Annotated in this window: 11 protein-coding genes; 6 read left to right on the top strand and 5 right to left on the bottom strand. The window is 73.3% G+C overall.

The genetic code is table 11. The features are described 5' to 3' along the window. Nucleotides 1-21: 21 nt before the first annotated feature. From AS594_RS15745 to AS594_RS15735, 3 genes are all read right to left on the bottom strand, one after another. Nucleotides 22-975, bottom strand: coding sequence for an IS481 family transposase (locus AS594_RS15745; RefSeq protein WP_069932818.1), 954 nt, complete (start codon nt 973-975; stop codon nt 22-24). A 123-nt stretch (nt 976-1,098) separates the two neighbouring features. Beyond that, nucleotides 1,099-1,785, bottom strand: a complete 687-nt coding sequence (locus tag AS594_RS15740) for a response regulator (protein ID WP_069927635.1) — start codon at nt 1,783-1,785, stop codon at nt 1,099-1,101. A 55-nt stretch (nt 1,786-1,840) separates the two neighbouring features. Further along, nucleotides 1,841-3,046, bottom strand: coding sequence for a sensor histidine kinase (locus tag AS594_RS15735; RefSeq protein WP_069927634.1), 1,206 nt, complete (start codon nt 3,044-3,046; stop codon nt 1,841-1,843). A gap of 96 nt (nt 3,047-3,142) precedes the next feature. Between AS594_RS15735 and AS594_RS15730 the strand changes: the two genes are divergently transcribed. Together AS594_RS15730 and AS594_RS15725 are read left to right on the top strand one after the other, a co-directional pair. Continuing rightward, nucleotides 3,143-4,126 (top strand): SAM-dependent methyltransferase, encoded by a 984-nt coding sequence (locus AS594_RS15730; protein WP_069932819.1) that lies wholly within the window; start codon nt 3,143-3,145, stop codon nt 4,124-4,126. Nucleotides 4,127-4,676: 550 nt separating this feature from the next. Further along, nucleotides 4,677-5,819, top strand: a complete 1,143-nt coding sequence (locus AS594_RS15725) for an NADH-quinone oxidoreductase subunit D (protein WP_069932820.1) — start codon at nt 4,677-4,679, stop codon at nt 5,817-5,819. A 4-nt stretch (nt 5,820-5,823) separates the two neighbouring features. Here AS594_RS15725 and AS594_RS15720 read toward each other — a convergent pair whose 3' ends face one another. Beyond that, nucleotides 5,824-6,954, bottom strand: a complete 1,131-nt coding sequence (locus tag AS594_RS15720; protein ID WP_069930537.1) for a DUF5937 family protein — start codon at nt 6,952-6,954, stop codon at nt 5,824-5,826. Nucleotides 6,955-7,060: 106 nt separating this feature from the next. Between AS594_RS15720 and AS594_RS15715 the strand changes: the two genes are divergently transcribed. Further along, the gene (locus AS594_RS15715) at nt 7,061-7,336 is read left to right on the top strand and encodes a hypothetical protein (protein ID WP_069933903.1); all 276 of its coding nucleotides are present in this window, start codon (nt 7,061-7,063) and stop codon (nt 7,334-7,336) included. Between the two features lie 234 nt (nt 7,337-7,570). On the opposite strand, the gene AS594_RS15710 is transcribed toward AS594_RS15715, so the two are convergent. Next, the gene (locus tag AS594_RS15710) at nt 7,571-8,713 is read right to left on the bottom strand and encodes a threonine aldolase family protein (RefSeq protein WP_069932821.1); all 1,143 of its coding nucleotides are present in this window, start codon (nt 8,711-8,713) and stop codon (nt 7,571-7,573) included. Between the two features lie 140 nt (nt 8,714-8,853). Here AS594_RS15710 and AS594_RS15705 point away from each other — a divergent pair, with 140 nt between their 5' ends. Genes AS594_RS15705 through AS594_RS15695 form a run of 3 tightly spaced genes read left to right on the top strand, consistent with a single transcriptional unit; the run spans nt 8,854 to nt 12,667 of the window. Next, nucleotides 8,854-9,861 (top strand): Rossmann-like and DUF2520 domain-containing protein, encoded by a 1,008-nt coding sequence (locus AS594_RS15705; protein ID WP_069933904.1) that lies wholly within the window; start codon nt 8,854-8,856, stop codon nt 9,859-9,861. Continuing rightward, a complete protein-coding gene (gene panC, locus AS594_RS15700; RefSeq protein WP_069932822.1) occupies nt 9,858-10,928 on the top strand; it encodes a pantoate--beta-alanine ligase in 1,071 nt (356 codons plus the stop codon). Before AS594_RS15705 ends, panC begins: the two co-directional genes overlap by 4 nt. Next, the gene (locus AS594_RS15695; RefSeq protein WP_069932823.1) at nt 10,925-12,667 is read left to right on the top strand and encodes an L-aspartate oxidase; all 1,743 of its coding nucleotides are present in this window, start codon (nt 10,925-10,927) and stop codon (nt 12,665-12,667) included. Before panC ends, AS594_RS15695 begins: the two co-directional genes overlap by 4 nt.

Below are 12,667 nucleotides of genomic sequence, written 5' to 3'. Positions count from 1 at the left end.
GCTCCGCCCGGCAGGGGCGCCCTAGCTGTATTGCCCTGTGAGGTTGGGGACGCGGCTGGCGGGTGGTTTGCCTGCGAGCGCGGTGTGTCCGCGGTGGTGATTGTAGGTGTGGAGCCAGTGTGGGAAGGCGTCGCGTCGTTCTTGTTCTGATCGGTAGGGGCGGGCGTAGGCCCATTCGTCGAGCAGGGTGCGGTTGAGGCGTTCGACCTTGCCGTTGGTCTGCGGCCGGTAGGGCCGGGTTCGCTTGTGGGCGATCCCGGCCGCCGCCAGGGCATCGTGCCAGTCGCGTGAGCGGTAGCAGGAGCCGTTGTCGGTCAGGACGCGCTCGACGGTGATCCCGGCGGTGGTGAAGAACGCGTTCGCCCGGGTCCAGAAGGCGGTCGCGGTTTCCTTCTTCTCGTCGTCGTGGATCTCGCTGTAGGCGAGGCGGGAGTGGTCGTCTACGGCGGTGTGGATGTAGCTGTAGCCGGCGCCGGACCGTGTCTTGCGGCCGGCCTGGCGGCCGAGCGCCTTGTGGCCTCCGCCATCGGGGATGTTGCCGAGTTTCTTGATGTCCACGTGTACCAACTCGCCTGGTGTGGAGCGTTCGTAGCGGCGCACTGCCCGGCCGGTGGCCCGGTCCAGGTGGGTCAGGCGGGCCAGTTTGAAGCGGGTCAGGACACGGTGCACGGTCGAGGGGACCAGGCCGAGCAGGTGAGCGATCCGGGCCGGTCCCCAGCGACGCAGGAGGCGCACCTTGATGATCCGGCGTTCGGTGCGGGTCGGGGTTCGCCGGGGGCTGTGATGCGGGCGGGAGGAAAGGTCCGCCATCCCGGCCTCGCCCAGAACTCGGTAGCGGCCGGCCCACCGCTGGGCGGTGGTTGTCGAGACCTGGAAGCGTTCGGCGGCCCGGCGCAGGGGCCATCCGTCCTCGACCACGCAGCGGGCGAGCCGCAGTCGTCCGGTCTCGGTCAGGGGTGCATTACGGTGGGGCATGAGGGCCTTTCGTCGTTCGGTGGAGATGTCGCAATCCACACCGAACCCGGAAGGCCCTTACTCGTTCAAGATCCCTCAGCCTAGAGCTGCATCACCCGTACACAACCTCCCGGGGCAATACACCTAGCCCGCGGCCGGCCCGCCGCCCGCCCGGACCAGCCCCGACTCGTACGCCAGCACCACCACCTGGACCCGGTCGCGCAGGCCGAGCTTGGTCAGGATGCGCCCGACATGCGTCTTGACCGTGGCCTCCGACAGCACGAGCCGCGCCGCGATCTCCCCGTTCGACAGCCCCTGTGCCACGAGCAGCATCACCTCGCGCTCCCGCTCGGTCAGCCGCGCCAGCGCGCTGTCGACGGCCCGCGTCTCCTTGCCCGTACTCGGCAGCATCGGCGAGAAGCGGTCCAGCAGCCGCCGCGTCGTCGAAGGCGCGACGACCGCGTCGCCACTGTGCACCGACCGGATGGCGGCCAGCAGTTCGCCCGGCGGGACGTCCTTCAGCATGAAGCCACTGGCTCCCGCCTTCAGCCCGGAGAAGGCGTACTCGTCCAGGTCGAACGTGGTCAGGATGAGCACCTTCGGCGCGTCGGGCTCCGCGCAGATGCGCCGGGTGGCCTCGACCCCGTCCAGCCTCGGCATCCGTACGTCCATCAGCACGACGTCGACCGCCGTGGAGCGCAGGACCTCGATGGCCTCCGCACCGTCGCCGGCCTCCGCCACCACCTCCATGTCGGGCTGGGCGGCCAGGACCATCCGGAAGCCGGTGCGCAGCAGTACCTGGTCGTCTACGAGCATCACGCGGATGGACATGGGGTGGGGTGGCCTTTCGTCGGCGTCGGCGTAGTCGGACAGGGGGGAAGGGCCCTCAGTGGGCCGGTTTGAGCGGCAGCAGCGCGCTGATGCGGAAGCCGCCGCCGGGGCGCGGCCCCGCGTCGAGCGTGCCGCCGACCATACCGACCCGCTCGCGCATGCCGATCAGGCCGTGGCCCTGCCCGTCCGCGCCGCCGTCCTCGTACAGCTCGTGCGCCGCGCCCCGGCCGTCGTCCTCGACGAGCAGGCCGAGCCCGTCGTCGAAGTACACGAGCCGGACGCTGGCGCCCACGTCCGGCCCGCCGTGCTTGCGCGTGTTGGTGAGGGCTTCCTGCACGATGCGGTACGCCGTGAGCTCCACCCCGCTCGGCAGCGGCCGCGGTGTGCCCTCGACCTTGAAGTCGACGGTGAGCCCCGCCGTGCGGACGTGCTCGACGAGGTCCTCGATCTGCTGGACGTCGGGCTGCGGCACGTACTCGCCGCTCTCCTGGTGCTCGCCGGTCCGCAGTACGCCCAGCAGCCGCCGCATCTCGGCGAGCGCCTGACGGCCGGTCGTCGAGATGGTCTCCAGCGCCTGCCTGGCCTGCGCTGGCGAGGCGTCCATGACATACGCCGCGCCGTCCGCCTGCACCACCATCACGGAGACGTTGTGCGCGACGACGTCGTGCAGTTCACGGGCGATACGGGCCCGCTCCGCGGCGACGGCCACCTTCGACTGCGCCTCGCGCTCCTTCTCCAGCCGCGCGGCGCGCTCCTCCAGCTCGGCGAAGTAGGCGCGCCGGGTGCGCATCGAGTCGCCCAGAACCCACGCCAGCGCGAACGGCAGGGCCATGACGATCGTGAAGAAGACCGAGGCCAGGACCGTGTTGTCGCCCTGTGGGGAGGGCCAGCGCAACTGCGCGATCGGTGCCGCGGCGAGGCCGCCGACGAGCGCGACCCGTGAGACCCAGCGCGGTCCGTCGCTGGCGGCGACGGTGTAGATGATGACGAGCATGGCCCAGTCGGCCGGATTGACCTCCACGTTGCACACCAGTTGCGCGACCCCCATCAGGATCGCCAGCAACAGCATCTTCTGCGGTGCGCGACGGCGCAGGGCCACCACCAGGCACAGGAGCGTGATGATCGGGAAGGCCGCGATGCGCGGTTCCGTTCCCATGGACGCCTGCACGGCCCACAGCAGGGAGAACCCGAAGAGCATCACAGCCCAGAAGCTGTCGACACTCGTCGGGTGCCTGCGGATGAAATCGTAGAGGCGTTGCACGTAACCCAGCGTAGGGAAATCAAATAGGTGCAGGGGTCAACCGGAGGAGCGATCCGGTGGGCCGGAGCCTACTCCCCAAGGTGGAGACTTGATGCCGTGACGGATGAGTGGGACGGGTGGCGGGAAGCGGCTCAGCAGGCGCTGTACGGTCCGGGGGGTTTCTACGTACGCCCCGGCGGACCGGGCCCGTCCGGTCATTTCCGTACATCGGTGCACGCGTCCGCGCTCTACGCCGGGGCGGTCGCGCGGCTGCTCGCGGAGGTCGACGCGTCGCTGGAGCAGCCGCGGGAGCTGGCGCTGGTCGACGTGGGCGCGGGGCTGGGCGAGCTGCTGGCGGCCGTACTCGCGGCGCTGGCTCCGGAGCTGTCGGCGCGCGTGCGGGCGTACGGCGTTGAGCGCGCGCCCCGGCCGGCCGGACTGGATCACCGCATCGAGTGGCTCACGGAGCCGCCGCCGGGCGTCACCGGGCTGCTGTTCGCGAACGAGTGGCTGGACAACGTCCCGGTGGACGTCGCCGAGACCGACGCGGCGGGTGTCGCCCGCTACGTCCTCGTCCGCCCCCGGGACGGCGAGGAGCGCCTGGGCGACCCGGTGACCGGGCCGGACGCGGACTGGCTCGCGCGCTGGTGGCCGCTGCCGCCGGACGCCGGGCCCGGGTTGCGGGCCGAGATCGGCCGCCCGCGCGACGCGGCGTGGGCCGCGGCCGTCGCGACGCTCGACGCGGGCCTGGCGGTCGCGGTGGACTACGCCCACGAGCGGACGGCGCGCCCCCCGTTCGGCACGCTGACCGGCTTCCGGGCGGGCCGGGAGGTACGCCCGGTCCCCGACGGCACCTGTGACATCACCTCCCACGTCGCCCTGGACGCGTGCGCGCTGCCGGGCGCGGAGCTGCTGTCGCAGCGCGAGGCACTGCACCGCCTGGGCGTGACCGCGGCCCGCCCGCCGCTGGCCCTGGCGACGAAGGACCCGGCCGCGTACGTACGGGCCCTCTCCGGAGCGGGCGAGGCGGCGGAACTGACGGCCCGCGGCGGCCTCGGCGACTTCACCTGGCTGAGACAACCCGTCCCACTGCCCGCCTGAAGCCTCCCCGCACCTCCCGGAGTGCCGGCAGGGGCCGTGCCGGGGCGCTCCCCGCAGGGTGTCGAACGCAACGGGCCCGTACACACCGCAGCGCTGCCCGAAGGTTCGGCACCCGAGGAGACGCCCCGGCGCGGCACCGACCCCGAAGCCCCCCGCCCGGAGCCCCCGCGACGCATTCGGCGGTGCCGGGAGGGGCCGTGTCGGGGCGCTCCCCGCAGGGCGCCGAACGCAACGGGCCCGTACACACCGCAGCGCTGCCCGAAGGTTCGGCACCCGAGGAGACGCCCCGGCGCGGCACCGACCCCGAGTCCCCCGCCCGGAGCCCCCGCGACGCATTCGGCGGTGCCGGGAGGGGCCGTGTCGGGGCGCTCCCCGCAGGGTGTCGAACGCAAGCACCCTGCACACACCGCAGCGCTGCCCGAAGGTTCGGCACCCGAGGAGACGCCCCGACGCGGCACCGACCCCGCAGTCCCGCCCCGAAGCCCCCGCCCCCACACGAAGCCCCGCACCCGCTCACCGGCGGCGATCCCGGCGGGGGGATACTGGCCGCATGACGGAGACCACGGTCGGCATCGGCGGCGCGGCGGAGAGCACCGACATGGTGCTCAACATCGGCCCCCAGCATCCCTCCACGCACGGCGTCCTCCGCCTCAGGCTCGTGCTCGACGGCGAACGCATCCAGCACGCGGAGCCGGTCATCGGCTACATGCACCGCGGCGCCGAGAAGCTCTTCGAGGCCCGCGACTACCGCCAGATCGTGATGCTCGCGAACCGCCACGACTGGCTGTCCGCGTTCTCCAACGAGCTGGGCGTCGTCATGGCCGTCGAGCGCATGCTCGGCATGGAGGTCCCCGAGCGCGCCGTCTGGACCCGTACGCTCCTCGCCGAGCTGAACCGCGTCCTGAACCACCTCATGTTCCTCGGTTCGTACCCGCTCGAACTGGGCGGAATCACCCCCGTCTTCTACGCGTTCCGCGAGCGCGAGGAGCTCCAGGCCGTCATGGAGGAGGTCTCCGGCGGCCGCATGCACTACATGTTCAACCGGGTCGGCGGCCTCAAGGAGGACCTCCCCGCCGGCTGGCTCGGCCGCGCACGCGAGGCCGTCGCCGACGTACGGTCCCGGATGGACGTGTACGACGACCTGGTCACCGGCAACGAGATCTTCCGCGGCCGCACGCGCGGCGTCGGCATCCTGTCCCGCGAGGCCGTGCACGCGTACGGGGTGAGCGGCCCCATCGCCCGCGCCTCCGGGGTCGACTTCGACCTGCGGCGCGACGAGCCGTACCTCGCGTACGGCGAACTCCAGGACACCCTCAAGGTCGCCACCAGGGCCGAGGGCGACTGCCTCGCCCGCTTCGAGATCCTGCTCGACCAGACGCACAACGCGCTGGACCTCGCGGACGCCTGCCTGGAGCGGATGGCCGACCTCGCGCCAGGCCCGATCAACCAGCGGCTGCCGAAGGTGCTGAAGGCCCCGGAGGGCCACACCTACGCCTGGACCGAGAACCCGCTGGGCATCAACGGCTACTACCTCGTCTCGAAGGGCGAGAAGACGCCGTACCGCCTGAAGCTGCGTTCGGCGTCCTTCAACAACATCCAGGCGCTGGTGGAACTGCTCCCGGGAACGCTCGTCGCCGACATGGTGGCGATCCTCGGGTCGCTGTTCTTCGTCGTCGGCGACATCGACAAGTGACCGGCTAGCGCAGCACGCCCTCCAGGAAGTCGCTGCCCAGCCGGGCCACCACCTGAAGGTCCAGGCTGTGCAGGACGTAGCGGCCGCGGCGCTGGGTGGTCAGCAGGCCGGCCTTGCGCAGGACGGTCAGGTGCCGTGAGACCTCCGGCGCGGTGATGCCGTGCGACTCGGCCAGCTCGCCCGTTGTGTACGGGGAGCGGGCCAGATTGCGGCACATCCGCATGCGCATGGGGTGGGCCAGCGCTTCCATCCGCAGCTTCAGCAGCTCGACCGACGCCGGGCCCGGCAGTTCCGGGGCGCCGACCGGGTAGTGGATCACCGGCCGCCAGCCCGGGGCGTGCAGCACCGACAGATGCGGCCACCCGAAACTCGACGGGACGAAGGTGAGCCCGGCGCCGACGTCCGGTTCCACGGCGCTGGTGCGGCCTTCGGCCAGCTTGTCGGCGTGGATACGGACCCGGCCCCCGCCCGCGCCGTCGCTCTCCTTCAGGGCCAGGGCGGGGGAGACCGCGTGCAGTGCCTCCGCGAGCCCCTTGCGGCGCAGCACCTCGCCGTTGTGCCGCGCGTCGGCGGCCAGCTGGACCCGTATACGGCGCCACGTGTCCGCGAAGAACGCCTGGTCGCAGTCTTCGAACAAGCGCCGCAGCCAGGCCCGCACGGACGCCGGGTCGGTCAGCAGACGGCGGGCGAAGTCCGTCTGCTTCGGCCCGCGCGCGGCGGCGAGGTCCAGCGCGCGCTCGCGCATCGCCGAGTCGACGAGCGGGGACGGGCTGCGGGTGCCGTACATGCTGGAGCAGGTGAACTCCAGGGCGGCGGAGACGAATCGCTCGTCGTCCAGCCTGTCCAGCGCGTCCAGGTCCTCGGCGAGCGTCGCGCCCGTCCTGCCGTCGCCGCCGTGCACGCCGGCGAACGGCATGAAGACGTCCGAGAACGTGCTGCGCCACAGGAAGTCCGCCTCGCTCATCCGGTCGGCGAGGTCCGGCTTCAGCGAGGCGGCGGCCGCCGTCGCCCAGCCGTGCAGCCCCGGGTGGTGGCCGGGCTCGGCGAGGGCGTGCAGGGCCATGCCGAGCTCCGCCAGGGGAGAGGTCTCGAAGACGATGCGCTCGGGCGGCAGGCCGGTGATGTCGATGGACACGCTCATGGGTCCATCGTGCCCGGCGCCACTGACAGCCCGGCCGCCGATTGACGGGGCTCGTCAAACGAAGCGCGTCCCGAGGTGCGGGGTGCGCAGAGTGGGCGACATGACCGCCAATCAGCAGCACATGCTCGACGTCTACCGCGCCGCCCGGCTCGGCGAACTCGCGCCGCCCGCACCGGGAATCCACGACTGGCAGGTGTTCCGGGAGGTACGCGACCACCAGCGCTCGCGTGCGGCCGTCGCCGGGCGGCCGGTCCGGACCCGGCGCCTGCGAGCCGTCCTGGCCGGCCTCTTCGCCTCCTCCGCGAAGCGAAGCCCCGGCCCACCGCCCGGCTGCGCCCGCCCCGTGGCAGGCACTGGATCAGGTGCCCGCGGCTAGGCGTACGGGCGGGTCGCCGGCATTCGGTACGTGCGGCCGACGCGCGGGTGACCGGACGTAGCCCAGGCCGGCCGGACGCAGCCCAGGCCGGCCGGACACAGCCCAAGCCTGCCGGGCTCGGCCCAGGCTGACCGGGCTCGGCCCAGGCTGACCGGACACCGCCCAGGGGGGCGGCCTCAGCCCAGGCCGACCGGGCGGAGCCCCGGCCGCCCGCGCCGCCCGCGCCCCGGCCCTCTACGCCCGCAGCCGTCCCACGAAGTCCGCCACGGCCGCCCGTACCTCGTCCGCCGTCCAGGCCAGACCGGCCGAGGACACCGTCACCTCGGTGACCGCCAGCCCCGGCGGCGTGTCCGAGAACCAGCGGCGGAAGAGCGTGACGCCCGTCTGCTCCGCCTGGCACACCGCCGCCTCCGTCAGCAGCTCCGCCGGATACGGCAGCCACACCTGGAACTGGTGCGTGTGCGGCGGCGCCGGATGCACCCGGAACCACGGCACCCCGGCGGCGCGGAAACCGTCCGCCATCGCCGCCGCCACTTCCTTCGCGTGAGCGACGTACTCCGGCAGTCGTGGCAGTTCCCGCTCCAGGCCCAGCATGGCGGAGAGCGCGGCGGGGAACTGCTGGAAGACCTGGCCGCCGTACCGGTGCCGCCAGGTCCGCGCCTCCGCGATCAGGGACGCCGGACCCGCCAGCGCCGCCCCCGACATCGCGTCCAGCGACTTGTAGAAGGACACGTACACGCTGTCCGCCAGCTCGGCGATCTCGGGGAGCGTACGGCCGAAGTGCGAGGCGCACTCCCACAGTCGCGCGCCGTCGAAGTGCACCACCGCATCACGTTCACGCGCGGATTCCACGACCGCTGTCAGCTCCTCCCACGACGGCAGGACGAAACCGGCGTCCCGCAGCGGCAGTTCCAGCATCAGGGTGCCGAACGGCTCGTCGAAATCCCGGACTTCGTCCGCCGTCGGTAGCCTCGCCGCGTGCGTCGGATGGACGGTGCGCAGACCGCTCACCACCGAGAACGCGCCGCTCTCGTGCACCTCCGGATGCGACAGGGGATGCAGCGCCACCGTCGCGTTGCCCGTACGCCCCGCCCAGCACCGCAGCGCGACCTGCTGCGCCATCGTCCCCGTCGGGAAGAACGCCGCGGCTTCCGTTCCCAGGGTCCGGGCGACGCGCCGCTCCAGCTCGGCGACGACCCCGTCGCCGTACACGTCCGCCGGCTCCGAAAGCTCGTACACGGCCCCCGCGTCCGCCGCCAGCGCGGCGAGCTGCCCGCCCACCGTCGACTCCGCCGAGGCACGCGAGAGTATGCGCTCGGACTTCCCCCAGGCCGTCAGCCTGCGCCTGCGCTGCTCCTGCTCGCTGGTGTCTGTCATCAGCCGATCATCGCGTACCGTGCGGCCTCTGCCCACAGCCTGTGGACAGCGAGGCGCCCGCGCGAATCGCTGGCGTAGCATGACGAGAAATCGTCCGGTACCCCCCGCGGACTGGAACGGAAGGCCGTCCCCGCGTGAACGTGAACGCACCAAACGCAGCACATGAGCCCCTGGACGCCAGGGACCGCCCCGCCCGCCTCACCGTCGGCGTGGTCGGAGCCGGCAGGGTCGGCCCCGCACTCGCCGCCGCGCTGCGGCTCGCGGGCCATCGCCCGGTCGCCGTGTCCGGCGTCTCGGACGCGTCCGTACGCAGGGCCGCCGCGCTCCTGCCCGACGTGCCGATCGTCACCCCCGCCGAAGTCCTGGCCCGCGCCGAGCTGGTCCTGCTGACGGTCCCCGACGACGCCCTGCCGGGCCTGGTCGAGGGGCTCGCCGAGACGGGCGCGGTACGGCCGGGGCAGCTCATCGTGCACACCTCCGGGCGGTACGGAACCCGCGTCCTGGAGCCCGCCCTGCGCGCCGGCGCGCTGCCGCTCGCCCTGCACCCCGCCATGACGTTCACGGGCACGTCCGTCGACGTGCAGCGGCTGGCGGGCTGTTCCTTCGGTGTCACCGCGCCCCAGGAGCTGCGCCTCGCCGCCGAGGCGCTGGTCATCGAGATGGGCGGCGAGCCCGAGTGGGTCGCCGAGGAGTCACGCCCGCTCTACCACGCGGCCCTCGCCCTCGGCGCGAACCACCTGGTCACCCTGGTGGCCCAGTCCATGGAACTGCTGCGCACGGCCGGTGTGGAGGCGCCCGACCGGATGCTCGGACCACTCCTCGGCGCCGCCCTCGACAACGCCCTGCGCTCCGGCGACGCCGCCCTCACGGGCCCGGTCGCGCGCGGCGACGCGGGAACGGTCGCCGCGCACGTCGCGGAGCTGCGCGAGCACGCCCCGCAGGCCGTCGCCGGATACCTGGCGATGGCCCGTACGACTGCCGACCGCGCCCTCGCGCACGGACTGCTCAAGCCGGAGCTGGCCGAGGACCTTCTCGGAGTACTGGCCGACGGTTGTGGCATTGACGGAGCACGCACCGACAGGCCGGGCACCGACAGGCCCGGCACCGACGGGTCCGGCACCGACGGGGACACGGGAGAAGACCGATGAGCGGCACCTTCGGGCCGGTCCCCACGCGTGCGGACCTCCAGTACCTGCTGGAGCACTCCGGCGCCCCCGGCCGCACCGCCGTCGTCATGACCATGGGCGCCCTGCACGAGGGCCACGCGACGCTGATCCGCACCGCGCGCCGGCACGTCGGACCCCAGGGGTTCGTCGTGGTCACCGTGTTCGTCAACCCGCTCCAGTTCGGCGCGGGCGAGGACCTGGACCGGTACCCGCGCACCCTGGACGCCGACCTCGCCCTGGCCGAACGAGCCGGTGCGAACGCCGTGTTCGCCCCGTCCGCCGACGAGGTCTACCCGGGCGGCGAACCGCAGGTCCGCATCACCGCGGGTCCGATGGGCGAGCGCCTCGAAGGGGCGTCCCGGCCCGGCCACTTCGACGGCATGCTCACCGTCGTAGCGAAGCTGCTGCACCTCACGCAGCCCGACGTCGCGTTCTTCGGGCAGAAGGACGCGCAGCAGCTCGCCCTGATCCGCCGCATGGCGCGCGACCTGAACTTCCCCGTCGAGATCATCGGCGTACCGACGGTCCGTGAGGACGACGGCCTGGCCCTGTCCAGCCGCAACCGCTACCTCGCGCCCCCCGAGCGCCGCACCGCGCTCGCCCTCTCGCGCGCCCTGTTCGCCGCCCGCGACCGTCTCATCGCGCTGGAAGCCCTGCACGCGCGTGCGGTGGCCCAGGGCGCGCCGACGACGCCCGCGCGCGTGGCCGCCCTCGCGGGCATCGGCGAGGCCCGTGCCGCGGCCGACGCGCACGCCGTCGAGCAGGCAGGGCACGCGGGCCTGAGCGGCCCGGCGGCCGTCCGCGCGGCGGCGGCCACGGTCCTGGACGAAGCCTCCCGCTTCGACCCGCCCCTCGCCCTCGACTACGTCGCCCTGGTCGACCCGTCCGACTTCACCGAGGTCCCCGACACCTACAGCGGCGACGCGATCCTCGCCGTGGCCGCCAGGGTCGGCGCCACACGTCTCATCGACAACATCCCGCTGACCTTCGTCCACGAGACCGGCGCCGCCGGCGACGAGCACGTCCGCGAGCAGGGAGCTTCGGCATGACCCGGACCGGTATACGGCTGAAGGCCCCCGCCCCCGGCTGGACCGTCGACGCCGACGTCGTCGTCGTCGGCTCCGGCGTCGCCGGCCTGACCGCCGCCCTGCGCTGCACCGCCGCGGGCCTGCGTACGGTCGTCGTCACCAAGGCCCGCCTCGACGACGGCTCCACACGCTGGGCCCAGGGCGGCATAGCCGCCGCCCTCGGCGACGGGGACACCCCCGAGCAGCACCTGGACGACACGCTCGTCGCGGGCGCCGGCCTGTGCGACGAGGAGGCCGTACGGGCCCTGGTCACCGAGGGCCCCGACGCCGTACGCCGCCTGATCGACACCGGCGCGCTCTTCGACACCGACCCCGAGTCCGGCGTCATCCAGCTCACCCGCGAGGGCGGCCACCACCGCCGCCGCATCGCCCACGCGGGCGGCGACGCGACGGGCGCGGAGATCTCCCGCGCGCTGGTCGAAGCCGTACGGTCGGCGTCCCTGCGTACGATCGAGAACGCCCTGGTCCTGGACCTGCTGACGGACGCCGACGGACGTACGGCGGGGGTCACCCTGCACGTCATGGGCGAGGGACAGCACGACGGCGTCGGCGCCGTCCGCGCCCCGGCCGTCGTCCTCGCGACCGGCGGCATGGGGCAGGTCTTCTCGGCCACCACCAACCCGTCGGTCTCGACCGGTGACGGCGTCGCGCTCGCCCTGCGCGCCGGGGCCGAGGTCTCGGACCTCGAATTCGTCCAGTTCCACCCCACGGTGCTCTTCCTCGGCGCCGACGCGGAGGGCCAGCAGCCGCTCGTCTCCGAGGCCGTACGGGGCGAGGGCGCCCACCTCGTCGACGCCGACGGCGTCCGGTTCATGCTGGGGCAGCACGAGCTGGCGGAGCTGGCCCCGCGCGACATCGTGGCCAAGGGCATCATGCGCCGGATGCGCGAGCAGGGCACCGAGCACATGTACCTGGACGCCCGGCACTTCGGCGCCGAGATGTGGGAGTCCCGCTTCCCCACCATCCTGGCCGCCTGCCGCTCCCACGGCATCGACCCGGTCACCCAGCCCGTCCCGGTCGCCCCGGCGGCGCACTACGCGTCCGGCGGCGTACGGACGGACCTCCACGGCCGTACGACGGTCCCGGGGCTCTACGCCTGCGGTGAGGTGGCCTGCACGGGCGTGCACGGCGCGAACCGGCTCGCCTCCAATTCCCTCCTGGAGGGCCTCGTCTTCGCGGAACGCATCGCCGAGGACATCGCGGCCCACTCCGCCTCGCCCGGCCCCGCCGTGCACAGCGCGGAGGCCCCCGGCCCGCTGCTCGACCCGGCCACCCGCATCACGATCCAGCGGATCATGACGGCGGGCGCCGGAGTGCTCCGTTCCGCCGCCAGCCTGGACCACGCCGCTCAGGCGCTGGAGGCCCTGTACCGCAGTGCGGCCGACGCGGCGGACCAGGAGAGCGCCACCCACGGCGACGACACCGCCCACGACGTCAAGGACGCCGAGCCGGGCGTGGACTCCTGGGAGGCCACCAACCTCCTCCTCGTCTCGCGCGTCCTGGTCGCCGCCGCCCGCGCCCGTGAGGAGACCCGCGGCTGCCACTGGCGCGAGGACCACCCGGACCGGGACGACGACGCCTGGCGCCGCCACCTCGTCGTACGTCTCACCCCCGGCCGCACCCTCGCCGTGCACCGCACCGAATCCGCGTCATTCCCGCCCGTGAACCCCGGCCCCGTACCAGCTCAGAGGGAGCAGTAA

This window comes from Streptomyces agglomeratus, assembly GCF_001746415.1.
GTDB classification, from domain to species: domain Bacteria; phylum Actinomycetota; class Actinomycetes; order Streptomycetales; family Streptomycetaceae; genus Streptomyces; species Streptomyces agglomeratus.
The sequence above is the reverse complement of the archived record's forward strand: the minus strand, read 5'-3'. Positions and strand labels throughout refer to the sequence as shown.

What these genes read in the sequence shown, in the direction of transcription:
- AS594_RS15745 (WP_069932818.1), bottom strand. Translation starts at nt 975, where the DNA reads ATGCCCCACCGTAATGCACCCCTGACCGAGACCGGACGACTGCGGCTC.
- AS594_RS15740 (WP_069927635.1), bottom strand. Translation starts at nt 1,785, where the DNA reads ATGTCCATCCGCGTGATGCTCGTAGACGACCAGGTACTGCTGCGCACC.
- AS594_RS15725 (WP_069932820.1), top strand. Translation starts at nt 4,677, where the DNA reads ATGACGGAGACCACGGTCGGCATCGGCGGCGCGGCGGAGAGCACCGAC.
- AS594_RS15715 (WP_069933903.1), top strand. Translation starts at nt 7,061, where the DNA reads ATGACCGCCAATCAGCAGCACATGCTCGACGTCTACCGCGCCGCCCGG.
- AS594_RS15710 (WP_069932821.1), bottom strand. Translation starts at nt 8,713, where the DNA reads ATGACAGACACCAGCGAGCAGGAGCAGCGCAGGCGCAGGCTGACGGCC.
- panC (WP_069932822.1), top strand. Translation starts at nt 9,858, where the DNA reads ATGAGCGGCACCTTCGGGCCGGTCCCCACGCGTGCGGACCTCCAGTAC.
- AS594_RS15695 (WP_069932823.1), top strand. Translation starts at nt 10,925, where the DNA reads ATGACCCGGACCGGTATACGGCTGAAGGCCCCCGCCCCCGGCTGGACC.